We start from the raw sequence: 25,864 nt of genomic DNA, 5'->3' as shown, positions 1-25,864 counted from the left end.
AGTTTGACCACTGTGGAAAACGCCAATAGAAGGCTGGCTTCAGCCGGTTTTGATGCCGGGCAGGGCGCTTTTCCATGTCTCACAACACGTTTGGCCATCTTTTCCGCGTCACCACCTGGGGCGAGAGCCATGGCGCGGCGCTCGGCTGCGTGGTCGATGGCTGTCCGCCGGGTATCCGTTTCACGCGCGATGAAATCCAGGCCGAGCTCGACAAGCGCCGCCCGGGCCAGTCGCGCTTCGTCACCCAGCGCCGCGAACCGGACGAGGTGAAGATCCTCTCGGGCTTCGTCCTCGACGAGGACGGCACGACGATGATCACCACCGGCACGCCGGTGTCGATGCTGATCGAGAATGTCGACCAGCGCTCGAAGGACTATGGCGAGATCGCCCGCCAGTTCCGGCCGGGCCATGCCGACTACACCTATGACGTCAAATACGGCATACGCGACTATCGCGGCGGCGGCCGCTCCTCGGCGCGCGAGACGGCGGCCAGGGTCGCCGCCGGCGCGCTCGCCCGCAAGGTGGTGCCGGGCATGGTGGTGCGCGGCGCGCTGGTGTCGATGGGCGAAAAGTCGATCGATCGCGGCAACTGGAACTGGAATTTCATCGGCGATGCGGAGAACCCGTTCTTCACCCCTGATCCGGCTTCCGTTCCTGTCTTCACGCAGTATCTCGACGGCATCCGCAAGGCCGGCTCCTCGGTCGGCGCGGTGATCGAGATCGTCGCTGACGGTGTGCCTGCCGGCCTCGGCGCGCCGATCTACGCCAAGCTCGACCAGGATATCGCCTCCGGCCTGATGTCGATCAACGCCGTCAAGGGCGTCGAGATCGGCAATGGTTTCGAGGCCTCGCGTATCACTGGGGAACAGAATGCGGACGAGATGCGCATGGGCAATGACGGCAAGCCGGTCTTCCTCTCCAACAATGCCGGCGGCATCCTCGGCGGCATCTCCACCGGGCAGGCGATCGTCGCGCGCTTTGCCGTCAAGCCGACCTCGTCGATCCTGACGCCGCGCAAATCCATCGACAAGGACGGCAACGACGTGGAGGTGATGACCAAGGGTCGCCACGACCCCTGCGTCGGCATCCGAGCCGTGCCGATCGGCGAGGCCATGGTTGCCTGCGCCATCGCCGACCACTATCTGCGGCACCGAGGACAGACAGGAAAGGGAATAGGCGGTAGGGATTAGGCATTAGGCCAGTCTGCCCGCCCGAAAGAGCCAAAGTTTCCTTTCCCTACTGCCTATTTCCTCCGAGCGAAGCGAGCATTTCCATGCCTTACGACCAGAAGAAGATCGTCGAAGCCATCCGGGCTTTCGAACGCGGCGAGATCGTCGTCGTCATGGACGATGATGGGCGTGAGAACGAGGGCGACCTGATCGTCGCCGCCGTCCACTGCACGCCGGAGAAGATGGCCTTCATCGTGCGCAACACGTCGGGCATCGTCTGCACGCCGATGCCGCGCGAAGAAGCCAAGCGGCTGAACCTCGCGCCGATGGTCGCCGACAATGATTCGGCCCACACCACCGCCTTCACCGTCAGCGTCGACTTCAAGCACGGCACGACGACAGGCATTTCAGCCGACGACCGCACGCTGACCGTGCGCAATCTTGCCAACGGCAATGTCGGCGCTTCGGATTTCGTCCGCCCCGGCCACATCTTCCCGCTCATCGCGCGTGAAGGCGGCGTCTTGATGCGCTCGGGCCATACCGAGGCGGCCGTGGATCTGTGCAAGCTCGCTGGCCTGCCGCCAATCGGCGTCATCTCGGAACTGGTCAACGACGATGGCACCGTCAAGCGCGGCCCGCAGGTACAGGCTTTCGCGGAGGAACACGGCCTGAAGCAGGTTTCGGTCGCCGATCTGATCGCTTACCGGCAACGCAAGGAAACGCTGGTCGAGCGCGTCGCCTGCTCCGACATCGAAACGCTGGGCGGCAAGGCGCAGGTCTTCACCTACACGCTGCCCTGGGACACGATGCATCACGTCGCCATCGTCTTCGGCGACATCCGCGACGGGGAGGACGTGCCGGTGCGGCTGCATTCGGAGGACGTGGTGACCGATGTGTTCGGCACCAGCCACCGGCTCGACGCCATCATGAAGGCGATGGGCGAACGCAAGCGCGGCGTCATCGTCTATCTCAGAGAGGGCTCGGTCGGCGTCGCCCACCAGGAGCGCAATCGGCCGATGTCGGGCGACCGCGAGGACCATGAAGAGGCGCGCCGGCGCGAGAGCGAATGGCGCGAGATCGGGCTTGGCGCCCAGATCCTGAAGGATCTCGGCATTTCCTCGATCAACCTGATCGCCTCACGCGAGCGCCACTATGTCGGCCTCGAAGGCTTTGGCATTCATATCGCCAAGACCGAGATTATCTGAGCTCAACAAACCCTGGCGGTCATTCGGCAGGGATTGCCGCCTCGCATCCTTCCAACTCGCATTCGTGGGTGGCGAGGCTGCGCTGGCCGAGCAGCACCGTAACCAATGCGATAACGCCTGATGCAACCGAAACCCAGAACCCGTTCTGGGCGCCGAACGCATCCACCACCGCGCCGGCGGCGAAGGAACCGAGCGCCATACCGATGCCGATGCCGGTCATCACCCAGGTGATGCCTTCGGTCAGCATCGCTTCCGGCACATGCCGTTCGATCAGGCCGAAGGCGGTGATGAAGGTCGGCGAGATCGCCACGCCGCTGATGAACACGGTCAGCGCCAGCAGCGGCACCGTACCGGCGGTGAGCGGCAAAAGCGTGCCAAGCGCGACCAGGGCGACCGCGATTGCCAACTGGCGTTGCAGCGGTGCTTGCAGGTTGAGGGCGCCGACGATGATGCCGAGCACGAACGATCCCAGCGCATAGACGCCGATGACAAGGCTGGCGGCGCCCGGCTGGCCGAATTCCCCAGTGATGGCCACCGTGCTCACTTCCGTCGTCGCGAAGGTCGCGCCGATGAAAATCAAGGCAAGGGTGATGATCTGCACCGGCCGCAGCCTTATTGCCGAGCCGCTCGTGGCACGGTCCACCGGCCGCACCTGCGGTTCGGTCGAGCGCTGCAGGATGAAAGCCGTTGAACCGATGGCCAGCAGCACGGTGCTGACCAGGACGCCGGCTTCAGGAAAGAGGCCTGCGCTGAGCCCCACCGACAGCGACGCGCCGGCAATATAGACCAGTTCGTCCGCCGCCGATTCGAATGCGAAAGCGGTGTTCATCTGCGGCCGTCCTCTGAAGATCTCGGTCCAGCGGGCGCGCACCATTGCCGGCATGCTGGGCATGGCCGCGGCCGCCAGTGCCGAGACGAACAGCGTCCAGACCGGCCAATCCTGATTGGCTGCCGCGATGAGGACCGCGAAGGCGATCACGGTGATGATGGTGGTGGGGACCACGATGCGTGTCTGGCCCAGACGGTCCACCAGCCTTGATATTTGCGGCGCCACGAAAGCGTTGCCCAGCGCGAAAGTCGCCGAGACCGCGCCGGCCAGCCAGTATTCGCCACGCGTCTGAGACAGCATCGCGACGATGCCGATCGGTGCCATGGCGATCGGCAGGCGCGCCAGGAAGCCGGCGGCCGCAAAGCCTTTGGCTCCGGGGGCTCGAAAGATTTCCGAGTAGGGGTTTTGCATGGCGGGTTCCTCGACAAAGGATGATGCGACAATTACATACGATGCGTATGAATGTCAGATAGTTCATACGTTGCGTATGTCAATTGGCATACGAGACGTATGTGGATAGGTCCAGAACCATGCACAGACCCCGCAAGGAGATGATTGCCGAGACGCGAGCCAAGCTGATCACGGCGGCCCGCCAGGCTTTCGGCACCATTGGCTACGCCGAAGCGTCCATGGACGATTTCACCGCGTCGGCCGGGCTGACACGCGGTGCCCTCTATCATCACTTCGGCGACAAGAAGGGACTGCTGCAGGCGGTTATCGCCGAGATCGACGCGGAAATGGCCGCCCGGGTGAATGAGGTCGCCGCGAGGGCGCCGACCCGCTGGCAGCATTTCGTCGACGAATGCACGACCTATATCGAAATGGCGCTGGAGCCGGAAATCCAGCGCATCATGTTCCGGGATGGCCCGGCCGTGCTGGGCGATCCGGCGCAATGGTCTAATGCCAATGCCTGCGTCGGTTCAATGACCGATCATCTGACGGCGCTGCAACAGGAGGGGATGGTGGTGCCGGGCGTCGATCCCGAAACGGCGGCGCGGTTGATCAACGGTGCGAGCAGTCAGGCCGCACAGCGGATCGCCAACTCGAACGATCCCGAAGCGACGTCGAGAAAGGTGGTGGCCGCGTTCAAGCAATTGCTCGAAGGCCTGCTCGACAAACCGGAAGCACGGCCAAACTGAGCCGCCGTGGCGCTTCCGCCACCGCCTCCAATTGACAATAGCCGGTTTGGGCGCATCCTCCACAGCCACCTCTGGGGGATTCGGGGCATGTGGGATTTCGATATCGGCAGGTCGGTGTCCATCATGATGCGGACCTGGCCTTTCATTGTCTTTCGCATGATCGTCTATTTCGGCATCACGCTGGCCTACATCATGGCCACCGGCACCGGTGCCTCGGTCGGCTACGGCGTCGGACATATCTCCACCGATCCCGACGGACCGTTGTCCTTTGCCCTCTGGGGCGGTGTGGTCGGATTCGGCGTCGTCTCGATCGCTGTCTATTGGCTGCGCGAATACATCCTCTACGTCGTCAAGGCAGGCCATATCGCCGTCATGGTGCATCTGATCGACGGACATGACGTTCCCGACGGCCAGAACCAGATCGCCTACGCGAAAGAGGTTGTGACCGAGCGCTTTGCCGAGGCGAACATCCTTTTCGTCGTCGACCAGTTGGTCAAGGGCGCCATCCGCGCCATCACCGGCCTGCTGGGCGGCATCGCGGCCTTCCTGCCCATTCCGGGCCTGAGCGGCCTGGTCTCGTTCCTCAACACGGTGATCCGCCTGTCGCTGACCTATGTCGACGAGATCATTCTCGGTTACAATATCCGCATCAATTCGTCCTCGCCCTTCGAGACGGCGCGGCAAGGCGTGGTGCTCTACGCCCAGAACGGCAAGACCATGGTCAAGAACGCCGTCTGGCTGGCGGTCATCATGTGGGGCGTGTCTTTCGTGATTTTCCTGCTGATGCTGGCTCCGGCAGCCGCCATTCTTTATGTCATGCCCGGGCAACTCGCCGGCTGGGCTTTCGTGCTCGCCATCGTCTTTGCCTGGGCTTTCAAGGCGGCCTTCATCGAGCCATTCGCCATTGCCTGCCTGATGCAGGTCTATTTCAGGACCGTCGAGGGCCAGGTGCCCGATGCCGCCTGGGACGCCAGGCTGGCCGAAGCCTCGTCGAAGTTCCGGGAACTCAAGGACAAGGCGCTCTCCACCTTCGGCGGCTCGCGCTGGGACATGGCCGGCGCGACGCGCTGATCGGCGGGGCTGGCGGGCGCACCTGCGACGGTGTCGAGGCGCGCCACCGCCGATTTGAGCGGTGCCTCACCCTGGCCGCAAAACGTCTCGCTCATGATCAGGTCGGGCAGCGGCAGGCGCCGGCCCCAGCCATGCGTTTCGAGGTCTGGTTTCGGCGCGAACTCCGAGACACGGCCGACGCAGAGATAGGCGATCGGCGTCACGTGATCGGGGATAGACAGCAGGCTGTTCAGCGCTTGCGCCTCGATGATGCTGACCCAGCCGACGCCAATGCCTTCAGCGCGCGCGGCCAGCCAGAAATTCTGCACCGCGCAGACCGTGCTGTAGAGATCCATTTCCGGGTTGTGCCAGCGCCCCAGCGGCGAGCCTTTCGAGCGCTCGCGGTCGCAGGTGATACAGATGTTGAATGCGCTTTCGCAAATGCCTTCGAGCTTGAGGTTGCGGTAGAGCGCCTGCCGGTCTGCCTCGATTGCCGGCAGTTCCTGCTCGCGCGCGGCAAGGAACAGGTCGCGCACCTTCGCCCGTCGCGCGGCATCGCGGATGACGATGAAATTCCAGGGTTGCATGAAGCCGACCGATGGCGCGTGGTGGGCGGCAAGCAGCAGCCGCGCCAGCACTGCATCGTCGATCGCCTCCGATGTAAAATGGCTGCGGACGTCGCGCCGCGTGAACATGGCGCGATAAACCGCGTCACGCGCTATCTGATCAAATCCATCGCCCATTGGAGCGGTCATGGCTTCCGGCATCGCTTGTCCCCTTGCGATTGCAGCAGTTCAAATTCTCAGAGCGAACTTTGCGCGTCCAAGAGGACCCACATCGCTCTGATGTCATCCGCCTGACCATGCGGATGACGATGCCTGCCAGGCCGGTCTTCTGGCTCGGGATCAACCCGCGTCCGGTGCCTTCCCGTCATCGACAGTGGCATTTACCGGCGCGGTCCCCCTTACAGCGTTGGGCACGCCACGGAATTTAACCGTGTTCCCGATTCTCCCGCCGGAGCATTTGCAGCCAAGTGAAATCACTTGGCGTCGCAGAATGCGGCTAAAACAAACAGACCGGCAGGCACCAGGCAGTGTCGGTCACCTTACGCCGAAGCCCCGGCGTCGCCAATCCCCGCAGCGACGCCAATGGACGCAGGCGTGATTTTCCCCAGCGATCAAGCCGCCATGCATGGCCATTACGGCGCCGGGGCACTAGATAGGGGAGATGGCTACCCGTCTCTACACGCACCCCATCTTTCTCGAACACGTCACCCCGCCGGGTCACCCCGAGCGGCCCGACCGCCTGCGCGCCATCGAGCGCGTGCTCGACGACGAAGCTTTTGCCGCGCTCGACCGCGTCGAGGCACCGCAAGGCGACGAGGCGACGATCCTCTATGCGCATCCCGCCGATTTCGTCGCGCGTGTCCGCGCCGCCATCCCCCACGAAGGCATTGCCCACATCGACGCCGACACCACCGCCAGCCCGAAGAGCTGGCAGGCCGCGATCACGGCGATCGGCGCCGCCAACGCCGCCGTCGACGACGTCTTTGCGGGCCGCGCCGACAATGTCTTCGTCGCCGCCCGTCCGCCCGGCCACCATGCCGAAAAGACCACCGCAATGGGCTTCTGCTTCTTCAACACGGCGGCGATCGCTGCCCGCTACGCGCAGAAGAGGCACGGCGCCGAGCGTGTCGCCGTCGTCGACTGGGACGTGCATCACGGCAACGGCACGCAGGATATTTTCTGGGACGATCCGTCGGTGCTCTATTGCTCGACGCACCAGATGCCGTTGTACCCAGGCACCGGGGCGAAGAACGAGACCGGTGCCGGCAACATCGTCAACGCGCCGCTGGCGCCACAGACCGGCAGCGAGGTGTTTCGCGATGCCTTCCTGTCGCGCGTGCTGCCATCGCTCGACAATTTCGCCCCCGACCTGATCATCATTTCGGCCGGCTTCGACGCGCACCACCGCGACCCGCTGGCCGAGATCAATCTGACCGAGGACGATTTCGACTGGGCGACCGGCCAGTTGATGCAGCGCGCCGCACGCCACGGCGGCAACCGGCTCGTCAGCCTACTCGAGGGTGGCTACGATCTGCAGGGATTGGCATTTTCGGTCGCCGCCCATGTCGGGCGACTGATGAAAGGATGAATGATGAGCGGTGAGATCAATGAAGACGTTAAGGCGATGAGCTTCGAACAGGCACTCGACGCGCTGGAGAAGATCGTCGATGATCTCGAGCGTGGCGACGTGCCGCTCGACCAGTCGATCCGGATCTACGAGCGTGGCGAGGCGCTGAAGGCGCATTGCGACCGGTTGCTGAAGGCAGCCGAAGACAAGGTCGAGAAGATCAGGCTGTCGCGCGATGGCAAGCCGGTTGGAACCGAGCCGCTCGACGCGGACTAAGGCTCCGAGCAGCCTTACCGATTTTTGGACACGATCATGATTGAGGATACAGTTCGTCCCGATTGAAACGGACCAGAGGAGGTTTGGAAACGATGTGCAGAAACATCAAGACCCTGTTCAATTTTGATCCGCCGGCAACCAATGACGAAGTCCGCGACGCGGCACTCCAGTTTGTCCGCAAGCTGAGCGGAACGACGCGGCCGTCGAAACAGAACCAGCATGCGTTCGATCATGCTGTCGAAGCCATCGCGGCATCCGCACGCGAATTGCTTGATTCCCTCGAAACCCACCAGCATCCGCGCAATCGCGAAGAGGTGGCGGCCAAACTAAGAGCAAAGGCCGCGATCCGCTTTGCCTGATGCGGCCGAGGCAGCCACCGAGCGCTGACCAGGAGAGTTCATGAGCTTCTTCCCGGGGAAAGACCCTGAGGCCGGCGATGCCTTCGCCAGCGACCAGATCGAGCTGATGGTCATCCCGAACGCCAAGGATATTGGCGGCTTCGAAGTGCGCCGCGCCTTGCCGACCGCCAAGCGGCGCCTGGTCGGGCCGTTCATCTTTTTCGACCGCATGGGTCCCGCGATCCTGCGCGCCGGCCAGGCGCTCGATGTCCGTCCGCATCCGCATATCGGCCTGTCGACCGTGACCTATCTGTTCGACGGCAAGATCAGGCACCGCGATTCGCTCGGCACCGAAATGGTGATCGAGCCCGGCGACGTGAACCTGATGACCGCGGGCCGCGGCATCGTCCATTCCGAGCGCACGCCGCAGGAATTGCGCGGCGCGCCGATGTCCATCTCCGGCCTGCAGACCTGGCTGGCATTGCCCGACGGCAAGGAAGAGGTTGCGCCGGTGTTCGAGAACACAGCGGCGCTTCGGCTTCCCGAAATCGATGCCGAAGGCGTCAGCGGGCGCGTCGTCATCGGTGATTTCCAGGGATTGCGGTCTCCGGTGCGGGCGGATTCCGAAACGCTCTACGCTGATTTGCGGCTGGCGCCCGGCGCCAGTGTCAAAATCCCGGCCGATGCGGAAGAGCGCGCCATCTACACGCTGGAGGGCGAGGTCTCGATTTCGGGCGACGTCTTTCCGGCGGAACGGCTGCTGGTGTTCCGCCCCGGCGACGAGATCGTCATATCATCGTTGACCGGTGCGCATTTCATGCTGTTCGGCGGCGCCTCGCTCGGTTCGAAGCGCTACATCTGGTGGAATTTCGTCTCCTCGTCCAAGGAGCGCATCGAGCAGGCCAAGCAGGAATGGAAGACCGGCAGCTTCGATATCGTTCCCGGCGATGAGAAGGAATTCATTCCACTGCCGGAAGGTTGAGCGGATCGACAGGCTGACCGTCCGCGTCACCGACACGCATTTACTTTCGCCGGCCGGCGGCCTATCCCGCCGATGAACAGAAAGTCTGGGCCCAACGTGAACGCAACGCCGCATACGCCGCTTCTCGACAGGATTCGCATCCCGGCCGACCTGCGCACGCTGGCCGAGAGCGAATTGCCGCAATTGGCATCCGAGCTGCGCGCCGAGCTGGTCGATGCCGTGTCCCGCACCGGCGGCCATCTTGGCGCCGGCCTGGGCGTGGTCGAACTGACAGTGGCGCTGCACTATGTTTTCAACACACCCGATGACCGGCTGATCTGGGATGTCGGCCACCAGGCCTATCCGCACAAGATCCTGACCGGACGCCGGGACCGCATCCGCACCTTGCGCCAGGAAGGCGGCTTGTCGGGCTTCACCCGCCGGGCCGAGAGCGAATACGACCCGTTCGGCGCCGCCCATTCCTCGACGTCGATATCGGCCGGCTTGGGCATGGCCGCCGCCCGCGACCTCTCAGGCGGCCGCAACAATGTCATTTCCGTCATCGGCGACGGCGCAATGTCGGCCGGCATGGCTTATGAGGCGATGAACAATGCCGGCGCGCTCGATGCCCGGCTCATCGTCATCCTCAACGACAACGACATGTCGATCGCGCCGCCGACCGGCGCCATGAGCGCCTATCTGGCGCGACTGGCTTCCGGCAAGACCTATGTCGGCCTGCGCGACTTCGGCAAGAAGCTGACCTCCTATCTCGGCAAGCGGGCCGATCGCGCCATCACGCGGGCGGTCGAGCATGCGCGCGGCTACGTCACCGGCGGCACTTTGTTTGAGGAACTCGGCTTCTATCACATCGGCCCTATCGACGGTCACAATCTGGAACATCTGATTCCGGTCCTGAAAAATGTCCGCGACAACGGCAAGGGCCCGGTGCTGATCCATGTCGTCACCCAGAAGGGCAAGGGCTATGCGCCGGCGGAAGCCGCCGCGGACAAGTATCACGGCGTCAACAAATTCGACGTCATCACCGGCGCGCAGGCCAAGGCGCCGGCCAACGCGCCGGCCTACACCAAGGTGTTCGCCGAAAGCCTGATCCAGGAGGGCCGCGAGGACGACCGCATCGTTGCCGTCACTGCCGCCATGCCGAGCGGCACCGGCCTTGACCTGTTCGGCGAGGTGTTCCCGTCAAGGACCTTCGATGTCGGCATCGCCGAGCAGCATGCAGTGACCTTTGCCGCCGGCCTGGCATCGGAAGGCTACAAGCCGTTCGCGGCGATCTATTCGACCTTCCTGCAGCGCGCCTACGATCAGGTCGTCCATGACGTCGCGATCCAGAAACTGCCCGTGCGTTTCCCCATCGATCGCGCCGGCTTCGTCGGCGCCGACGGCGCCACCCATTGTGGAGCGTTCGACACCACCTTCCTGGCAAGCCTGCCGGGCTTTGTGGTGATGGCGGCGGCCGACGAGGCGGAACTGCGCCACATGGTGCGCACCGCCGCCGGCTATGACGACGGGCCGATAGCCTTCCGCTATCCGCGCGGTAACGGCGTCGGCGTCGACATGCCGGAGCGCGGCTCGGTTCTCGACATCGGCAAAGGCCGCATCGTCCGGGAAGGCAGCAAGGTCGCCCTGCTGTCCTTCGGCACAAGGCTGCAGGATTGCCTTGCCGCCGCCGAGGAACTCGGCGCGGCCGGGCTTTCCACCACGGTTGCCGATGCCCGCTTCGCCAAGCCGCTCGACCAGGATCTGATCCGGAGGTTGGCTCGCTCGCACGAGGTTCTGGTCACCGTGGAGGAGGGCGCCATCGGCGGCTTCGCCAGCCACGTGCTGCAGTTCCTTGCCCAAGAAGGATTGCTGGAGAGCGGCCTGAAGGTACGCCCGCTGGTTCTGCCCGACGTGTTCGCCGATCACGCCAAGCCGGAAAAGATGTATGCCGACGCCGGACTCGACGCCGCCGGGATCGTGCGCACCGTTTTCACCGCCCTCGGCCACACGGTCCGCGCCCAGCGCGCCTGAATCAAAATCTGAACAGTCTGACTCAGTTTGCCGGCTTGATTTCATAACGCATTGTTAACGCTGCCGTTTGGCCTTTCGCTTACCGTGTCCCTTGGCCGTTTTTCAACGGCGCCCTGCTAGACAGCAGCCAGGCAGGGAGACAACGAAAATGAAGACGCTTCTGTGCGGCACGGCCCTCTTGGCCGTGATAGTGGTACCGGCTGCCGCCGAGACGCCCTACGACCGCAATCTTGAAAAGGCGGCGACAGGGATTGTCGCCGGCAAGATGGGCGGTATCCGCGGCGGAGATGCCGCAGCTTGTGGTCGTGCCCAACGCCGCACCTCAGCCCGCTGTTACGACCGAGCATCCACGTGAACAGGCGTCGGGCAACCGGAACGATGGTCTGTCTCCGGCTATCGAGCGCCAGGTTCCGCGAACCATCTTCTAAAACCACATATCGCGCACGCAGCGACCATCGCGTGGCAAATCGTCGAAAGAGTCGAGGCCATCGAAATGGTCGATCGGCAGGTCGGCAACGGCTTCGGGTGGCGCCAGCCGCACATTGACGGCGATGCGTATTCGGCCAGAATCGCTGGCGCGCAAGCCGCGCCAGGCCAGCACACAGGCGCAGGTCGGGCAGAACAGGACTTCGAGCGACGGCGTGTCCTTTCCGGCGCGCCTATAGCTGGCCGTCGGCCCCGAAACGCGAATGCGCTCGTCGACATAATCATAGGCCCAGAGCGCGCCATAGCGGCGGCAAAGCGTGCAGTTGCAGGCGGTCACCGGGCCGGGATCGCCCTCCAGGGTCCAGTGGGTCGCGCCGCAGTGGCAGGTTCCCGTCAGCATTCGTTCTCCCCGGATTCCCCGATGGAGGCTGTCCCCGACGGCCATTTTGCCGGACCCGACGCGATGCGCGCAAGCCGCGGCTTGGCCCGCTGCTCCAGCCGTTCACGCACGACGTCACCCTGTTCCGTGTAATGTCCTTGCCTTCATCGCGGGCTTTCGCCAGAGAAGGCCGATGAATTCGCCTCTGCCAGCCAGCACACGCCAGCGGCTCGACGACCTGCTCGTCCAGCGTGGGCTGTTTGCCAGCCGTTCGCGCGCCCGTGACGCGGTCGAGCGTGGCACGGTGACGGTTGACGGCGCAATTGCCCGCAAGCCCGGCCAGAACGTTTCGCCGCAATGCCTCGTTGTCATCGACGATCCGGCGCAAGGCTATGTTTCGCGCGCGGCGCTCAAACTGATCGGCGGGCTAGACCATTTCGGCCTCGACCCCGCCGGCCGCGAGGCCCTCGACATCGGCGCCTCGACAGGCGGTTTCACCCAAGTATTGCTCGAACGCGGCGCGTCCCATGTCACGGCCATCGATGTCGGCCACGGCCAGATGCATCCTGATGTCGGCGGTGATCCGCGCGTAACCGTGATCGAAGGCCTGAACGCACGCGATCTCACCGCCGCCGATCTTGCCGGCCACAGTCCGGATTTCATCGTTTCCGACGTCAGTTTCATCTCGCTGAAACTTGCGCTGCCGCCGGCGCTTGCTCTTGCGAGGCCCGGCGCCGGCGCGGTCTTTCTGGTCAAACCGCAATTCGAGGCGGGTCGCGAGGCGATCGGCAAGGGCGGTCTGTTGAAGGACCCCTTCGATGCCGCCCGTGTCGCGGGCCTGCTGCAGGATTGGCTGGATGCCGTTCCCGGCTGGCGCTCGCTCGGCCTCCATCTGTCGCCGATCGAAGGTGGCGACGGCAATCGCGAATTCCTGCTCGGTGGGATCAAGGACCGATGAGCGCACGCTTCACAATACGAAAGCTCGGATCGCAGGGCGACGGCATCGCCGAAACCGAAAGCGGCGATCTGTTCATTCCCTTCACGCTGCCGGGCGAGACCGTCACCGCCGCGCGCGAAAGGGATCGCGCCACGCTGATGGCGGTGCTGGAGGCCTCGCCGCTGCGCGTCGACCCTGCCTGCCGCCATTTCACCGAATGCGGCGGTTGTGCCCTCCAGCATTTCGAGACCGAAGCCTATCGCGGGTGGAAACGCGAAAAGGTGGTGCACGCATTGAAGGGCATCGATTGCGAGATTGGCGAACTGGTCGCCTGCGCGCCGCGATCGCGCCGCCGTGTCGTGCTTGCCGCCCGGCGCACTGAAACAGGCATGTTGCTCGGCTTCAATCGCCATCTGTCGCCGGAAATCATCTCGATATCCGAATGTCCGATCTCGCTGCCGGAGATCGTCGCCGCGCTCGGCCCGTTGAAGGCGCTGGCCGGATTGATATGTGCCACCACCAAATCATTCCGGATGGCGGTCACCGTGACGGCTTCGGGCCTCGACGTCGCGGCGCACGACCCCGGCAAGCTCGGCGAACACCAGCGCCGTATCGCTTCCAATTTTGTCATTGCGCAGGGCTTTGCCAGATTGTCCATCGACGACGAGATCGTCATCGAGCCGAGGAAGCCTGTCGTCATGTTCGGCAGCGTCGCGGTCGCCGTGCCGCCGGGCGCCTTCCTGCAGGCGACCGAGGCAGCCGAACAGACAATGGCCGAGATCGTCGGCGGACATCTGAAGCGTGCGAAAAAGGTCGCCGACCTTTTTGCCGGTTGCGGCAGCTTCGCCTTGCGGCTGGCCGCGAAGTCGGAGGTGCACGCGGTCGAAGGCGATGCGGCCGCACTCTCGGCGCTCGACCGGGGTTCCCGCTTCGCGACCGGCATCAAGCGGGTGACGGGCGAACGCCGCGACCTGTTTCGCCGGCCACTGACGTTCAAGGAGTTGAACGCCTTCGACGGCCTTGTCTTCGATCCGCCGCGCGCCGGCGCCGAGGATCAGTCGAAGCAGATCGCCCGCTCGGATGTCCCGTTCGTTGCCGCGGTGTCCTGCAATCCGGTGACGCTGGCTCGCGACCTGCGCATCCTCATCGATGGCGGCTACAGCTTGAAAAGCGTGACGCCCATCGACCAGTTCCTGTGGTCTCCTCACGTCGAAGCGGTCGCCTTGCTGGAAAGGCCGAAGAGGCGGCGGTAGTTCACGACCGCCGGTTCGCAGGAAATTTCTGAAGCCTCTGTTCTTTCGACCAAATTGTGCCCTAAAGCCGCCTTTGTGCGGGTTCCTAATTTCGCATCTTTGGGAAACATTTCGGCCCATTCGCCGTTACTAATATGAACCGATGGCGATAACGGACATGCAGACCCTTCAGAAATTCACCGGCCTCATCATCGTTCTTATCTTTTTCGCGGTCAGCTCCTCGACCGGAGCCCTCGCGCAAGGTGAAAAGCGCTTGGCGTTCGTCATCGGCAATGGCGCGTATCAGGCCGGCGAGCTCGCGACCGCCGCCAATGATGCGGGCCTGATCGCGCAGACCTTGCAGGCGGCCGGGTTCGATGTGGTCGGGGCGCGCGATGTCGATCAGGAATCGCTGCGCGGCGCATTGCGCGATTTCCTCGGCAAGGTCTCCGCCGCCGGTCCCGACGCGATTGTCTTCGTCTATCTCGCCGGCCACGGCGTGCAGTTCGAAGGCGAGAATTACTACTTGCCGATCGATGCCCAGATTGCCAGTCCAGCCGACGTGCCGCTTCAGGCGATGCGGCTCTCCGATGTCACCAAATCGCTGGCCGGATTGCCGACGAAGGTCAACATCGTCGTGCTTGACGCGGCGCGGCCAAATCCCTTCCCGAAGTGGAAAGAGCCGCTGGCCGGCGGCCTTGCGTTGGTCGATCCCGACCCGAACATGCTGATTGCCTTCAACGCCGCTCCCGGAACGGTCGCGCCCGAAGGCAAAGGCCCCTACGGTGCCTATGCCCAGGCGCTGGCCGAGATGATACGCCAAGGCGGATTGTCGCTTGACGACGTGTTCGACCGCACACGATTGCGTGTCAACGAGGTGACGCAAGGTGCGGAAGTGCCGTGGAACGCCTCGAAAATCGTCACGCCTTTCGTCTTCTTCGACCGCGCTGCGGACGCGCCCGCGCCCAAGGTCTCGGAGGCCGACTCCCGGTCCAATCGAACCAGGGCGATCCGCGATTTCAATGCTCATGACGCCTATGTCGCGGCTCTCGATCGCGACACGATGCGCGGCTACGAGGATTTCCTCGTCACTTATCCACACGATCCGATGGCCAAGCGCGTGCGCGCCATCATCGCCGCGCGGCGCGAGGCGATCACGTGGCGTGAGACCTGGCTGCAGGACACCCCGGAAGCCTATTGGTCTTATCTGCGACGCTATCGGCATGGTCCGCATGCCTGGGACGCGCGCTGGCGGCTCGAGCATTTCGACGCTGCGCTGGAACCGCCGGAGGAATTCACCGTCTATGACTATGATTTGCCGCCGCCGCCGGAGGAGGAAATCGTCTACGTCGACAGGCCGGTGCTCTATTTCGACGATCCCGATTTCGACTTCGAGCCGCCACCGCCGATCGCGGTGATCTTCCTGCCGCCGCCGCCGCCGGAATTCGTCGTGTTGGAAGCGCCTCCGCCGCCGGTTGACGTCTTCGTCCTGCCGACACCGGTATTCGTGCCGATACCTGTGTTTATCAATCCGCCGCGTCACATCGTGCCGCCGCCGAACGACATCATCTTCAACAACATCCACAACACGACCGTCATCAACAACATCAACACGACGATCAAAAACGAGACCATCAATCACAATGCTCAGGGTGGCCTCACGACAGGCCAGAAGACGGCCGGAGGCACGGTTGGGGCCGGCCCGGCTGCACTGGCGGCCAGGGTCGCGCTGCCGCCGCTGCTGAAAAAGAGAGTGGCCATGTCCGGTCAGGCCCCGTCCAATCAGCAACAGGGCGGCTTGCCGCCGAAGCCTGGCCAACGTGTGATACAGGGCCAGCAACCTGATGCAGCGACTCCGCTGTCGAAGACCTTGTCGACCGGTAAGCTTGAAACCGATCACGCCCTGCCAGGAGCCAACGGTAGAAAGCTGCCGCTCATCAACGGTAGGCCGGCGCTGAACGACGAGAATTTGCCCAGCAACAAGTCCAGGAAGCAGCTTGGCAAGCAAGGCATCGTTGGCCGCAACCAAGAGGCGACTGGAAATGCCGGTGCAGCTGTTACCGGAGAGCAGGGCACAGCTCGGCAGAACGGCAAGAAGTTCCGCAAGCTGCCGACCGTCAACGGTGCTCCGGCCGAAAATCGGCCTGGCGTGCAGGAGCGGCTCAGGAAGAACAATCCGGAGCTGTTCTCCAACCAAGGTCAAGGCCCGGCCAGCGGAAACGACAGGAGCAGGAAGCTCCGCAGACTGCCGACCGTCAACGGTGAGCCAACCGACAACGGACCGGGCGTGCAGAAACGGTTCAGCAGGAACAATCCGGCGGTGTTCTCCGACGAGAATCAGGGCTCCGCCAGCAGGAACGACAGGGGCAGGACGTTGCGCCGGCTGCAGAACAGCGAACAGGGGGCCGCCGGCCCGCAGGTTAACGTCCAGCGCAACCTCAAGATCAGGCCGAACGAGAATGCGCAGCGTCAGTTGAGACAGGAAAGGCCTAACGAGCAGGTGCTCCGGCCGCAGAGATCGGAGCCGAAGCCGGAATTCCGGGCGCAGCCGAGACAGCAGATGCAAGAGCGGCGTCTCCCGCAGGAGCAGCCGCCACAGCAGCTCAAGAAAAAGCCGTCTTGCGGAAAGCAGGGCGAACCGGCCTGCAACCAGTAGGCTGCCGCGGCCGGGAGTCGCCCTTTCCGTTCGCGGGGCGAACATCCTTGCTCGTTGCCAGACAGGGGGCCTCTGGTGTGGCGCATCAGCCCGTCAAAGGCGATCGCTCCGGCCGCTCAGATTACGCGCTTGGCGGCATCCGTCAGGTTTTCGGCGTGCCGCCTCGCTGGTTGACTGACTGCCAGACATTCGGATTCTGCTGCGACTGACGTTTCAGAAAGTAGTAGCCGGTCGCGTTCCAGGGCCTGATTTCGTCGACCATATTGTCGAGGACGAGATCGCCCTTTGTCGGTTTTCACCGTCAGGATGGTGTGGCCTTCATTGTTGAGGTCGCGCACGACCGTCATCAGCAGCGCCTGTCTGGGAAATCCAGCCTCCTGAAGGAGCTTGCGTTTGTAGAGTGCGTAGATCTTGCAATCGCCCTTGCCGTCAACCGGGTAATCCCAATGGTCCGCCATCGTGCCCCAGTGATCGAAATTGCTGACGGGTTTGATGGCGCTGTTCGCCTTCTGATTTATCCGCTTGAGGATGCGGAGGTTCCGTGCTGTCAGCTTGACATTCGCGGCCGGCAGAGCGGGCACCTTGCACTCTTTTGGCCGGCGATGACAGAAGTCGATCCAACCGTAGGGGACGCTGGTGCTTCCACCCACGGCGGCGGCAGAAGATTGCGTCGATCGCGCCTTGAACCACGTCGACTGTGCTGCCGCCGGACTGGCTTGCAGCGCTGTCGCGCCAATCAACGAAACGAAGCCAAGCAGGAAAGACGAAGTCAGGACGGGCCGCATTGCCAAAACCACCACCGCAACGAGGAACTGGTGCTGCGTTCGTGCGCAAAAGGCAGCCCAAGCAGTCAAAGACCTAATAATGTCTTAATGTGGATTGTGTTCGCTTCAAGGTCGCGGCCGGGATTCAGGTTGGGAACGCCGGCAATAGCCTGTCGCTGAGAGAATACGCTCGACGAAGGCAGGCACCATCCGTGTCGCCGGCCGCTCGATCTGTTCGTCGAAGTTCTATCGCCACGAACAGGTCGAAACGCGTCAGCGCTTCGTCGATCTCTTCCGAACGGCGCCGAGCCTCAAACCCGGGTGCCGCCGACCGTCATCTGGTTCATCCTCAGATGCGGCTGGCCGACGCCGACCGGCACGCCCTGGCCGGCTTTGCCGCACATGCCGATGCCATTGTCGAGCTTCATGTCGTTGCCGACCATCGAGACGCGGTGCATGGCGTCAGGTCCGTTGCCGATCAGCATCGCGCCCTTGATCGGCTGCGTCACCTTGCCGTTCTCGATCATGTAAGCCTCGGTGCAGCCGAACACGAATTTGCCCGACGTGATGTCGACCTGGCCGCCGCCGAAGGACACGGCATAGATGCCGTTCTTGACCGAGGCGATGATCTCGTCCGGCTCCATGTCGCCCGAGGTCATGTAGGTGTTGGTCATGCGCGGCATCGGCTGGTGCGCATAGCCTTCGCGCCGGCCATTGCCGGTGGCTTTCATGCCCATCAGACGCGCGTTCTGCCGGTCCTGCATGTAGCCGACCAGCTTGCCGTCCTCGATCAAGACGTTGCGGGCCGAAGGCGTGCCTTCATCGTCGACAGTGAGCGACCCGCGCCGCTCGGCGATGGTGCCGTCGTCGACGACGGTGACGCCCTTGGCGGCCACCTGCTGCCCCATCAGGCCAGCGAAGGCCGAGGTCTTCTTGCGATTGAAATCGCCTTCCAGCCCGTGCCCAACGGCTTCGTGCAGCATCACGCCCGGCCAGCCGCTGGACAGCACGATGTCGAAAGTGCCCGCCGGGGCCGGGATCGCCTCGAGGTTGACCAGCGCCTGCCTGAGCGCCTCCCTGGCGGCGTGCTTCCAGCTGTCCTCGACCAGGAAGTCGCCGAACGCCTTTCGCCCGCCCATGCCATAGGAGCCGCTCTCCTGGCGGTCGCCATCGCCGACGACGACCGAGACGTTGACGCGGACCAGCGGCCTGATATCGCGCACCACCTGGCCGTCGGCGCGCACGATCTCGATATGCTGCCAGGATGCGGCGATCGAGGCCGTTACCTGGCGCACGCGTGGATCCTCGGCGCGCAGCCAGGCGTCGATTTCCTGCAGCAGCTTCCCCTTGGCCTCGAAGGAAGGCGAGGGGATCGGGTTCTCGTCGCCGTAGAGATGGCGGTTGGTGCGGGCGGGGGCCGCGGCAAGCGTGCCGGAATACCCACCCTTGACGGTCGACACGGCATTGGCCGCGCGCAGCAGCGACGCCTCGGACAGGTCGCTGGAATGAGCGTAGCCGCTGGCTTCGCCGGCGACCGCACGCAGGCCAAAGCCCTGGTCGGTGTTGAAATTGGCGGTCTTCAGCCGGCCGTTGTCGAACATCAGCGCCTCGCTCTCGCTGTATTCGAGGAAAAGCTCGCCGTCGTCGGCGCCCTTGATGGTGTCGGCGACGATCTGCTTGATGCGATCGTCTGAAATGTCGAATTGGCCGATCAGGCTGTTCATGGCGCGTCCGTCCGTGGGATGATTGCTTTCCCCCGATGTAGGCGTGAAGCCGCGCCCGCACAATCGGCAATGAAGATCAGCGCCGACGAATGACATCGTCCGCTCGATGGCAAGGCATGCATCCGGGGTCGGCAAAAGCCGCGTCCAGGTCTGGTTCAGCGCCAAGCCGCGATCAGGGCAGGGCGGCGAAACCCTCGGCGAAACCCTTGAGGTCGACCGGGATGCCGATGCCTTCCTCAGGCGTCTGGAAGACGATGAACGTTGCCGACGTGCCGGTCTTCAGCGTGTCGAGCAGCGGCTTTTCGAGAATGACCTCGGCATAACATCCGTCCTGGAAGCAGCGCACGAAATAGGCGCGGCCGATGTCCTTGCCGTCGACGTTGAGACCGAGGCCGTTCGGCAACAGCACGCCGAGCGGCGCCAGCACGCGCAGGATCTCGGCCTTGTTGTCGGCGGTGCGCAGCACGACGACCGAAAGCCCCATCTCCGGACGGTCCTCGGCGACGACGTTCTGCATCATCACGCATTGTTCCGAGGTCGCGCCGGCCGGCGTGTCGCAGATGATCGACCATGCGCCATGCGTCGACTTGACCGTGCCGCTCGGCTGGGCCGCATTGGCCTGCCCGGCGACGAACAGACCGGCCGCCGACAGGACGGCGAGAAACATGGCGTTTGCCAGGGTTCTCGAAAGTCTCAGTCGCGTATGCCTCAGTCTCGAAAGCCAAGAGTTCATGACGGCTCCATTGCGAATCACGGCACTTTAAGCTGCGCCAATGCCAAGTAAAGGACGAGACCGCGGCCGGACTGTCCCGAAACAGGCAATACAGCGCTTTTCCCTGTCAAATTCGCCTGAATTACGACGCTCTGCGGGCTCCGCCAGCGTAGGGCGGACAGCCCGCCGAACATACGCGATTCGCCACCATCGCCATTGCCTTCGAAGAGCCATGTCAGCTTGCGCGCAAAAATGCCGCACGGTTTCGACCGCTCCTTTCTTGCGGAGGGAAAAAGAGTATGGTTTGAACCACCTTGAGACTGTCGGGATTCCCGTCCCGGCATTGTTCGTTATTCTCGTTGGCGCAGCCGCGAGGAACTGGGAGACGAAGAGGGCGATGAGAAATTTCCTAGCTGGCGCCAGGTTTCTAGCAAGTGCCAAGTTTCTGAGTGCTTGTGCCGCCGCCACGATTTTTGCCGGCACATCCGCCCAAGCCGATCAGCCCGTGGAGTGGGAGACCACCTTCCAGGCGCCGGCGACCGACATGATGCGGCAGATCGAGTGGTTCGGAAACTACACGATGTGGTTCATCGTTCCGATCACCATTCTGGTGCTCCTTCTCCTCGCCTACTGCATCGTGAGGTTTCGCGCGAGCGCCAACCCGGTTCCCTCCAAGACCAGCCACAACACGCTGATCGAGGTGATCTGGACCGTCGGTCCGGTCGTCATCCTGCTTTGCCTCGCCATTCCCTCGTTCCAGCTCTTGACCGCGCAATATACGCCGCCTGAAGAGGCCAAGCTGACAGTCAAGGCGACCGGCAACCAGTGGAACTGGGATTACGAATACCAGACCGACAACACGCTCGCCTTCAACTCCGCGATCCTCCAGGACGGCGACCGCGCCAAGGCCGGCAAGGAAGACCGCAAGGTCTATCCGCGCCTGCTCGCCGTCGACAACGAGCTGGTGGTGCCGGTCAACACCATGACCCGCGTGCTCGTCACCGCGACAGACGTGATCCACTCCTTCGCCATGCCGTCCTTCGGCATCAAGATCGACGCCATTCCAGGCCGTACCAACGAGACCTGGTTCAAGGCGGAAAAGGAAGGTCTCTACTATGGCCAGTGCTCGCAGCTTTGCGGCAAGGACCATGCCTTCATGCCGATCGCCATCCGTGTTGTCTCGGATGCGCAGTTCAAGACCTGGCTGGCGGCAGCCAAGACCGATTTGCCGGGCGCCAACAAGACGCTCATGGCCGAGGTCGATGGCCAGAACAAAGTAGCGGCCGCCGGCAATTGATGCCGCTGGTTAGCAAGATTTAGGGAACGGAGCGGAACATGGCAGACGCTGCAGCTCACGACGGGCACGACCACAAGCCGTATCATGGCTGGGTGCGGTGGGTTTATTCGACCAACCACAAGGACATCGGTACGCTCTACCTGATCTTCGCGATCATGGCCGGTATCATCGGCGGTGCGCTGTCGGTCGCCATCCGCATGGAGCTGCAGGAGCCTGGCATCCAGATCTTCAGCGGCCTGGCGCAGATGGTCTACGGCATGAACGGTGACGCCGCGGTCGACGGCGGCAAAAGCATGTACAATGCCTTCGCCACCGCGCACGCCCTGATCATGATCTTCTTCATGGTCATGCCGGCGCTGATCGGCGGTTTTGCCAACTGGATGGTGCCGATCATGATCGGTGCGCCGGACATGGCGTTCCCGCGCATGAACAACATTTCGTTCTGGCTGCTGCCGCCGGCCTTCATCCTGCTGCTCACCTCGATGTTCGTGCCGAGTGCGCCGGGCGCCTACGGCGTTGGTGGCGGCTGGACGCTCTACCCACCCCTCTCGACCTCGGGTCAGCCCGGTCCGGCCATGGATCTGGCGATCCTGTCGATCCACATCGCCGGCGCCTCCTCGATCCTCGGTGCCATCAACTTCATCACCACGATCTTCAACATGCGCGCCCCTGGCATGACGCTGCACAAGATGCCGCTGTTTGCCTGGTCGGTGCTGGTCACTGCGTTCCTGTTGCTGCTGTCCCTGCCGGTTCTGGCCGGCGGCATCACCATGCTGCTCACCGACCGCAATTTCGGCACCACCTTCTTCGCTCCCGATGGCGGCGGCGATCCGCTGCTGTTCCAGCACCTGTTCTGGTTCTTCGGCCATCCGGAAGTCTACATCCTGATCCTGCCGGGTTTCGGCATCATCAGCCATATCGTCTCGACCTTCTCGAGGAAGCCAGTGTTCGGTTACCTCGGCATGGCTTACGCCATGGTCGCGATCGGCGCCGTCGGCTTCATCGTCTGGGCGCACCACATGTACACGACCGGCCTGTCGCTCGACACGCAGCGTTATTTCGTCTTCGCCACCATGGTCATCGCCGTGCCGACGGGCGTGAAGATCTTCTCCTGGATCGCAACGATGTGGGGCGGGTCGATCTCGTTCAAGACGCCGATGCTGTGGGCGCTGGGCTTCATCTTCCTGTTCACCATCGGCGGCGTCACCGGCGTCCAGCTGGCCAATGCCGGCCTCGACCGGTCGCTGCATGACACCTATTTCGTCATTGCCCACTTCCACTACGTGCTGTCGCTGGGCGCGGTGTTCGCCATCTTCGCCGGCTGGTACTACTGGTTCCCGAAGATGACCGGCTACATGTACTCGCCCGTCATCGCCAACACCCACTTCTGGGTCACCTTCGTCGGCGTCAACCTGATCTTCTTCCCGCAGCATTTCCTCGGCCTCGCCGGCATGCCGCGCCGCACCATCGACTATCCCGATGCGTTTGCGGGCTGGAACTATGTGTCGTCCATCGGTTCTTATATTTCGGCCGTCGGCGTCCTGATCTTCCTCTACTGCGTGTTCGAAGCCTTCCAGAAGAAGCGGGTGGCCGGCGCCAATCCGTGGGGCGAGGGTGCAACGACGCTCGAATGGCAGCTGCCTTCGCCGCCGCCCTTCCACCAGTGGGAGCAGTTGCCGAAGATCAAGTAAGGCGGCTCTCCCTCGAATGCGAAACCGCCGGTCCGCCGGCGGTTTTGGCCAACGGAATAATGGACTTCAGTACGCATGGCCCTAGTCGACGAAACCAGCATTGACGAAGCGGGCTTCCGCATGTCGGAAGCGACGGCGGGCGATTTCTTCGCCCTCCTGAAGCCGCGCGTCATGTCGCTGGTGGTGTTCACCGCCTTTGTCGGGCTGGTCGCCGCACCGGTGACCATCAATCCGCTGCTGGCGGTGATAGCCATCCTGGCCATTGCGATTGGGGCTGGCGCCTCCGGTGCCCTCAACATGTGGTACGACGCCGACATCGACGCGGTGATGACCAGGACCGCCAGCCGCCCGGTCCCGTCCGGCCGTATCCAGCCGCACGAGGCGCTCAGCTTCGGCCTGGTGCTTTCGGTCCTGTCGGTGATGACGCTCGGCGTGCTGGTCAACTGGCTGGCCGCCACGCTGCTTGCCTTCACCATCTTCTTCTATGCCGTCGTGTACACGATGTGGCTGAAACGCTCGACGCCGCAGAACATCGTGATCGGCGGTGCCGCGGGCGCCATTCCTCCGGTGATCGGCTGGGCCGCGGTGACCGGGTCGGTCAGCCTCGAAAGCATCATCCTGTTCCTGATCATTTTCCTTTGGACGCCGCCGCATTTCTGGGCGCTTGCGCTGTTCAAGTCCGAGGACTATGGCCGCGCCGGCATCCCGATGATGCCGAACGTCGCTGGTCATGCATCGACCCGTCGTCAGATTTTCGCCTATGCATTGGTGCTGGCCCCGGTTGGCGTGCTGCCCTGGCTGCTCGGCTACACGACGCCATTCTATGGCATGGCCGCTCTGCTGCTGGGCGCTGGTTTCGTCTGGTATGCCTGGAAAGTGCTTGGCATGGTCGACGATGACCGCGCCATGAAGCCGGCCAAGGCCCTGTTCGCCTATTCGCTGCTCTATCTCTTCGCCATCTTCGCCGCCTATCTGGCCGACAGTGTCGTCGAACGCGCGCTTGCCATGGGTGGGGCATGACCATGGTCGAGAAAGAACTCGAGACGGTCACCCTGACCGATCGCCAGAAGAAGGCCCAGCGCAGCCGTTCCATCGCGATCGGCGTGGCGCTGGCTCTGCTGGTCGTGATTTTCTACATCGCGACGATCGTGAAGTTCGGCCACAATTTGTCGGGCAAGATGTGATGAGCATCGAGACGCCCAGAAAGACGGCGGGCAAGACCAGCAACCGCGTCGTCGCGGCTGTCTGCCTCGCCTTCTTCACCGGCATGATCGGCATGGCCTATGCAGCCGTGCCGCTGTACAAGATGTTCTGCCAGGCGACCGGTTATGGCGGCACGACGCAGCGTGTCGAGAAGCAGTATGCCGGCCGCGTGCTTGACCGCGAGATCACCGTCCGCTTCGATGCCAACATTGCCGGCGTGCCGTGGGAGTTCCAGCCGGTCCAGCGCTCGATGACCATGAAGATCGGCGAAACGGTCCAGGCACATTATCAGGCGACCAACAAGTTCGATCGCCCCGTCACCGGCCGCGCCACGTTCAACGTGCAGCCGGAACTGGCGGGCCCTTACTTCAACAAGGTCGAATGCTTCTGCTTCACCGATACGACGCTGAAGCCCGGCGAGACGCTGGACATGCCGGTCCTGTTCTATGTGGATCCCGACATCGTGAACGTGCCGGAACTGAAGGACATCAAGACGATCACGCTGTCCTATACGATGTTCCCGGTCGAGAAGAACAAGCCGGTCGCCTCCTCGGAGCCGGCCAAGGGCAATAGCAAGACAGTTTCAGATACCGAAGCAAATCTCGGGGGTTGATATGGCAGACGCGCACGCAAAACCACACCATGACTACCATCTCGTCGACCCGAGCCCGTGGCCTTTCCTGGGATCGGTCGGGGCGCTTGTCACCGCTTTTGGCGGTGTCTGCCTCATGGAATACCTGAAGGGCGGTTCCTTCCCGATCTTCGGCTTCAACATCGCCAATCCTTGGCTGTTCTTCATCGGCATCGTGATCGTGCTGTACACCATGTTCGCCTGGTGGTCGGACACGATCAAGGAAGCGCATGAGGGCCACCACACGCGTGTCGTGTCGCTGCACCTGCGCTACGGCATGATCATGTTCATCGCCTCGGAGGTGATGTTTTTCGTCGCCTGGTTCTGGGCCTATTTCGATGCCAGTCTTTTTGCCGGTGAGGTGCAGAACTACGCGCGCCACACGTTTACCGGTGGTGTCTGGCCGCCGAAGGGCATGGAGGTTCTCGATCCCTTCCACCTGCCGCTTTACAACACCGTCATCCTGCTGCTGTCGGGCACCACGGTCACCTGGGCGCATCACTCGCTCATCCATGGCGACCGCAAGGGGCTGATCAACGGCCTCGTGCTGACCGTCGGCCTCGGCATGCTGTTCACCATGGTGCAGGCCTACGAGTACATGCACGCGCCGTTCGGCTTCAAGGATTCCATCTACGGCGCCACTTTCTTCATGGCGACCGGCTTCCATGGCTTCCATGTCATCATCGGCACCATCTTCCTGCTGGTCTGCCTGATCCGCGCGATGAAGGGCGACTTCACCCCCAAGCAGCATTTCGGCTTCGAGGCGGCCGCCTGGTACTGGCACTTCGTCGACGTGGTCTGGCTGTTCCTGTTCGCCTCGATCTACGTCTGGGGATCGGTTGGCGCGGTGATCGAGGGCCACTGATCCAGCCTTTGGGATTTCGATTTGGGGAAGGCGGTCGCGGCAACGTGGCCGCCTTCTTCTTTTCGGCGCAATGATTGTCGTGGTGGGGCTGGCTGCTTCAATTGGTCGACTGGACCGACGGCTGCATTGCGGTTACGGACTCCGACATGGACGAAATCTGGGCAATGGTGGCCGATGGGACGCCGATCGATGTCGAGCAATGACCATGAATGAAGA

The 25,864-nt window shown here is 63.2% G+C and carries 24 protein-coding genes, 3 pseudogenes and 1 riboswitch; of the genes and pseudogenes, 20 read left to right on the top strand and 7 right to left on the bottom strand.

The window, feature by feature from the left end; genetic code table 11:
- The first annotated feature begins 74 nt into the window (after positions 1–74).
- Together aroC and ribB are read left to right on the top strand one after the other, a co-directional pair.
- Entirely contained in the window at positions 75–1,190 is a 1,116-nt protein-coding gene (aroC, locus tag EN850_RS15980) for a chorismate synthase (protein WP_136091740.1), read from the top strand.
- A gap of 83 nt (positions 1,191–1,273) precedes the next feature.
- Positions 1,274–2,374, top strand: coding sequence for a 3,4-dihydroxy-2-butanone-4-phosphate synthase (ribB, locus tag EN850_RS15975; RefSeq protein ID WP_135929836.1), 1,101 nt, complete (start codon positions 1,274–1,276; stop codon positions 2,372–2,374).
- 19 nt (positions 2,375–2,393) lie between these two features.
- Here the strand turns inward: ribB and EN850_RS15970 are convergent, their stop codons facing one another.
- Complete coding sequence (locus EN850_RS15970) at positions 2,394–3,614, bottom strand: MFS transporter (protein WP_136091739.1); 1,221 nt, start codon at positions 3,612–3,614, stop codon at positions 2,394–2,396.
- Positions 3,615–3,733: 119 nt separating this feature from the next.
- On the opposite strand from EN850_RS15970, the gene EN850_RS15965 reads away from it, so the two are divergent.
- Both EN850_RS15965 and EN850_RS15960 read left to right on the top strand, forming a co-directional pair.
- Complete coding sequence (locus tag EN850_RS15965; protein ID WP_135865315.1) at positions 3,734–4,342, top strand: TetR/AcrR family transcriptional regulator; 609 nt, start codon at positions 3,734–3,736, stop codon at positions 4,340–4,342.
- An 87-nt stretch (positions 4,343–4,429) separates the two neighbouring features.
- Complete coding sequence (locus EN850_RS15960) at positions 4,430–5,413, top strand: hypothetical protein (RefSeq protein WP_246689228.1); 984 nt, start codon at positions 4,430–4,432, stop codon at positions 5,411–5,413.
- A 167-nt stretch (positions 5,414–5,580) separates the two neighbouring features.
- On the opposite strand, the pseudogene bluB reads toward EN850_RS15960, so the two are convergent.
- Positions 5,581–6,087 (bottom strand): annotated as a pseudogene (gene bluB / locus EN850_RS37150) (5,6-dimethylbenzimidazole synthase); the annotation flags it as partial.
- 171 nt (positions 6,088–6,258) lie between these two features.
- A riboswitch (cobalamin riboswitch) is annotated at positions 6,259–6,441 on the bottom strand.
- Positions 6,442–6,619: 178 nt separating this feature from the next.
- Here bluB and EN850_RS15950 point away from each other — a divergent pair.
- The 6 genes from EN850_RS15950 (at position 6,620) to EN850_RS15925 (ending at position 11,486) form a co-directional block, all read left to right on the top strand.
- A complete protein-coding gene (locus tag EN850_RS15950; RefSeq protein ID WP_135865318.1) occupies positions 6,620–7,546 on the top strand; it encodes a histone deacetylase family protein in 927 nt (308 codons plus the stop codon).
- A gap of 3 nt (positions 7,547–7,549) precedes the next feature.
- Positions 7,550–7,801: an exodeoxyribonuclease VII small subunit gene (locus tag EN850_RS15945; RefSeq protein WP_127280686.1), complete on the top strand. Its 252-nt coding sequence runs from the start codon at positions 7,550–7,552 to the stop codon at positions 7,799–7,801.
- 92 nt (positions 7,802–7,893) lie between these two features.
- Positions 7,894–8,160 carry a DUF2277 domain-containing protein gene (locus tag EN850_RS15940; protein ID WP_027035955.1) on the top strand — a complete coding sequence of 89 codons (267 nt, stop codon included), beginning with the start codon at positions 7,894–7,896 and terminating at the stop codon, positions 8,158–8,160.
- 40 nt (positions 8,161–8,200) lie between these two features.
- A complete protein-coding gene (locus EN850_RS15935; RefSeq protein ID WP_136091737.1) occupies positions 8,201–9,121 on the top strand; it encodes a pirin family protein in 921 nt (306 codons plus the stop codon).
- Positions 9,122–9,193: 72 nt separating this feature from the next.
- Positions 9,194–11,131: a 1-deoxy-D-xylulose-5-phosphate synthase gene (dxs, locus tag EN850_RS15930; RefSeq protein WP_189524561.1), complete on the top strand. Its 1,938-nt coding sequence runs from the start codon at positions 9,194–9,196 to the stop codon at positions 11,129–11,131.
- A 148-nt stretch (positions 11,132–11,279) separates the two neighbouring features.
- On the top strand, positions 11,280–11,486 hold the full coding sequence (locus EN850_RS15925) for a hypothetical protein (protein ID WP_246689227.1): 207 nt from the start codon (positions 11,280–11,282) through the stop codon (positions 11,484–11,486).
- Between the two features lie 69 nt (positions 11,487–11,555).
- Here EN850_RS15925 and EN850_RS15920 read toward each other — a convergent pair whose 3' ends face one another.
- Positions 11,556–11,957, bottom strand: a complete 402-nt coding sequence (locus tag EN850_RS15920; RefSeq protein ID WP_127873113.1) for a GFA family protein — start codon at positions 11,955–11,957, stop codon at positions 11,556–11,558.
- A gap of 172 nt (positions 11,958–12,129) precedes the next feature.
- On the opposite strand from EN850_RS15920, the gene EN850_RS15915 reads away from it, so the two are divergent.
- The 3 genes from EN850_RS15915 to EN850_RS15905 all read left to right on the top strand — a co-directional run bounded on the left by EN850_RS15915 (position 12,130) and on the right by EN850_RS15905 (position 16,761).
- Positions 12,130–12,894 (top strand): TlyA family RNA methyltransferase, encoded by a 765-nt coding sequence (locus EN850_RS15915; protein WP_127873114.1) that lies wholly within the window; start codon positions 12,130–12,132, stop codon positions 12,892–12,894.
- Positions 12,891–14,126 (top strand): class I SAM-dependent RNA methyltransferase, encoded by a 1,236-nt coding sequence (locus EN850_RS15910; protein ID WP_127279342.1) that lies wholly within the window; start codon positions 12,891–12,893, stop codon positions 14,124–14,126. The genes EN850_RS15915 and EN850_RS15910 overlap by 4 nt, the downstream gene beginning before the upstream one ends.
- Before the next feature lie 157 nt (positions 14,127–14,283).
- Entirely contained in the window at positions 14,284–16,761 is a 2,478-nt protein-coding gene (locus tag EN850_RS15905; protein WP_135916282.1) for a caspase domain-containing protein, read from the top strand.
- Between the two features lie 142 nt (positions 16,762–16,903).
- On the opposite strand, the gene EN850_RS37735 is transcribed toward EN850_RS15905, so the two are convergent.
- The 4 genes and pseudogenes from EN850_RS37735 to EN850_RS15890 all read right to left on the bottom strand — a co-directional run bounded on the left by EN850_RS37735 (position 16,904) and on the right by EN850_RS15890 (position 19,982).
- The gene (locus tag EN850_RS37735; RefSeq protein ID WP_281407279.1) at positions 16,904–17,023 is read right to left on the bottom strand and encodes a transglutaminase-like cysteine peptidase; all 120 of its coding nucleotides are present in this window, start codon (positions 17,021–17,023) and stop codon (positions 16,904–16,906) included.
- An 88-nt stretch (positions 17,024–17,111) separates the two neighbouring features.
- Positions 17,112–17,546, bottom strand: a pseudogene (locus tag EN850_RS15900) (transglutaminase-like cysteine peptidase); the annotation flags it as partial.
- Positions 17,547–17,836: 290 nt separating this feature from the next.
- On the bottom strand, positions 17,837–19,249 hold the full coding sequence (tldD, locus tag EN850_RS15895; protein WP_135916283.1) for a metalloprotease TldD: 1,413 nt from the start codon (positions 19,247–19,249) through the stop codon (positions 17,837–17,839).
- A gap of 172 nt (positions 19,250–19,421) precedes the next feature.
- Positions 19,422–19,982, bottom strand: coding sequence for an invasion associated locus B family protein (locus EN850_RS15890; RefSeq protein WP_127281239.1), 561 nt, complete (start codon positions 19,980–19,982; stop codon positions 19,422–19,424).
- Between the two features lie 259 nt (positions 19,983–20,241).
- Between EN850_RS15890 and coxB the strand changes: the two genes are divergently transcribed.
- The 7 genes and pseudogenes from coxB to EN850_RS37850 form a co-directional block, all read left to right on the top strand.
- Entirely contained in the window at positions 20,242–21,258 is a 1,017-nt protein-coding gene (gene coxB, locus EN850_RS15885) for a cytochrome c oxidase subunit II (protein WP_167531500.1), read from the top strand.
- A gap of 38 nt (positions 21,259–21,296) precedes the next feature.
- Entirely contained in the window at positions 21,297–22,949 is a 1,653-nt protein-coding gene (ctaD, locus tag EN850_RS15880; RefSeq protein ID WP_127279327.1) for a cytochrome c oxidase subunit I, read from the top strand.
- Positions 22,950–23,024: 75 nt separating this feature from the next.
- Entirely contained in the window at positions 23,025–23,969 is a 945-nt protein-coding gene (locus EN850_RS15875) for a heme o synthase (RefSeq protein WP_127873117.1), read from the top strand.
- Positions 23,966–24,133: a hypothetical protein gene (locus EN850_RS15870; RefSeq protein WP_167531499.1), complete on the top strand. Its 168-nt coding sequence runs from the start codon at positions 23,966–23,968 to the stop codon at positions 24,131–24,133. Before EN850_RS15875 ends, EN850_RS15870 begins: the two co-directional genes overlap by 4 nt.
- Positions 24,133–24,765, top strand: a complete 633-nt coding sequence (locus EN850_RS15865; RefSeq protein ID WP_127873118.1) for a cytochrome c oxidase assembly protein — start codon at positions 24,133–24,135, stop codon at positions 24,763–24,765. The genes EN850_RS15870 and EN850_RS15865 overlap by 1 nt, the downstream gene beginning before the upstream one ends.
- A gap of 1 nt (position 24,766) precedes the next feature.
- Positions 24,767–25,648, top strand: a complete 882-nt coding sequence (locus EN850_RS15860; protein WP_127873119.1) for a cytochrome c oxidase subunit 3 — start codon at positions 24,767–24,769, stop codon at positions 25,646–25,648.
- 80 nt (positions 25,649–25,728) lie between these two features.
- Positions 25,729–25,851, top strand: a pseudogene (locus tag EN850_RS37850) (L,D-transpeptidase family protein); the annotation flags it as partial.
- Between the last annotated feature and the right edge of the window lie 13 nt (positions 25,852–25,864).

It is taken from the genome of Mesorhizobium sp. M8A.F.Ca.ET.207.01.1.1 (assembly GCF_004794715.1).
Classification (GTDB): domain Bacteria; phylum Pseudomonadota; class Alphaproteobacteria; order Rhizobiales; family Rhizobiaceae; genus Mesorhizobium.
The sequence above is the reverse complement of the archived record's forward strand: the minus strand, read 5'-3'. Positions and strand labels throughout refer to the sequence as shown.

Excerpts from the sequence above, each read along its gene's own strand:
- aroC (WP_136091740.1), top strand. The coding sequence starts at position 75 with ATGTCTCACAACACGTTTGGCCATCTTTTCCGCGTCACCACCTGGGGC.
- ribB (WP_135929836.1), top strand. The coding sequence starts at position 1,274 with ATGCCTTACGACCAGAAGAAGATCGTCGAAGCCATCCGGGCTTTCGAA.
- EN850_RS15970 (WP_136091739.1), bottom strand. The coding sequence starts at position 3,614 with ATGCAAAACCCCTACTCGGAAATCTTTCGAGCCCCCGGAGCCAAAGGC.
- EN850_RS15965 (WP_135865315.1), top strand. The coding sequence starts at position 3,734 with ATGCACAGACCCCGCAAGGAGATGATTGCCGAGACGCGAGCCAAGCTG.
- EN850_RS15960 (WP_246689228.1), top strand. The coding sequence starts at position 4,430 with ATGTGGGATTTCGATATCGGCAGGTCGGTGTCCATCATGATGCGGACC.
- EN850_RS15950 (WP_135865318.1), top strand. The coding sequence starts at position 6,620 with ATGGCTACCCGTCTCTACACGCACCCCATCTTTCTCGAACACGTCACC.
- EN850_RS15945 (WP_127280686.1), top strand. The coding sequence starts at position 7,550 with ATGAGCGGTGAGATCAATGAAGACGTTAAGGCGATGAGCTTCGAACAG.
- EN850_RS15940 (WP_027035955.1), top strand. The coding sequence starts at position 7,894 with ATGTGCAGAAACATCAAGACCCTGTTCAATTTTGATCCGCCGGCAACC.
- EN850_RS15935 (WP_136091737.1), top strand. The coding sequence starts at position 8,201 with ATGAGCTTCTTCCCGGGGAAAGACCCTGAGGCCGGCGATGCCTTCGCC.
- dxs (WP_189524561.1), top strand. The coding sequence starts at position 9,194 with ATGAACAGAAAGTCTGGGCCCAACGTGAACGCAACGCCGCATACGCCG.
- EN850_RS15925 (WP_246689227.1), top strand. The coding sequence starts at position 11,280 with ATGAAGACGCTTCTGTGCGGCACGGCCCTCTTGGCCGTGATAGTGGTA.
- EN850_RS15920 (WP_127873113.1), bottom strand. The coding sequence starts at position 11,957 with ATGCTGACGGGAACCTGCCACTGCGGCGCGACCCACTGGACCCTGGAG.
- EN850_RS15915 (WP_127873114.1), top strand. The coding sequence starts at position 12,130 with ATGAATTCGCCTCTGCCAGCCAGCACACGCCAGCGGCTCGACGACCTG.
- EN850_RS15910 (WP_127279342.1), top strand. The coding sequence starts at position 12,891 with ATGAGCGCACGCTTCACAATACGAAAGCTCGGATCGCAGGGCGACGGC.
- EN850_RS15905 (WP_135916282.1), top strand. The coding sequence starts at position 14,284 with ATGCAGACCCTTCAGAAATTCACCGGCCTCATCATCGTTCTTATCTTT.
- EN850_RS37735 (WP_281407279.1), bottom strand. The coding sequence starts at position 17,023 with ATGGTCGACGAAATCAGGCCCTGGAACGCGACCGGCTACTACTTTCTG.
- tldD (WP_135916283.1), bottom strand. The coding sequence starts at position 19,249 with ATGAACAGCCTGATCGGCCAATTCGACATTTCAGACGATCGCATCAAG.
- EN850_RS15890 (WP_127281239.1), bottom strand. The coding sequence starts at position 19,982 with ATGAACTCTTGGCTTTCGAGACTGAGGCATACGCGACTGAGACTTTCG.
- ctaD (WP_127279327.1), top strand. The coding sequence starts at position 21,297 with ATGGCAGACGCTGCAGCTCACGACGGGCACGACCACAAGCCGTATCAT.
- EN850_RS15875 (WP_127873117.1), top strand. The coding sequence starts at position 23,025 with ATGGCCCTAGTCGACGAAACCAGCATTGACGAAGCGGGCTTCCGCATG.
- EN850_RS15870 (WP_167531499.1), top strand. The coding sequence starts at position 23,966 with ATGACCATGGTCGAGAAAGAACTCGAGACGGTCACCCTGACCGATCGC.
- EN850_RS15865 (WP_127873118.1), top strand. The coding sequence starts at position 24,133 with ATGAGCATCGAGACGCCCAGAAAGACGGCGGGCAAGACCAGCAACCGC.
- EN850_RS15860 (WP_127873119.1), top strand. The coding sequence starts at position 24,767 with ATGGCAGACGCGCACGCAAAACCACACCATGACTACCATCTCGTCGAC.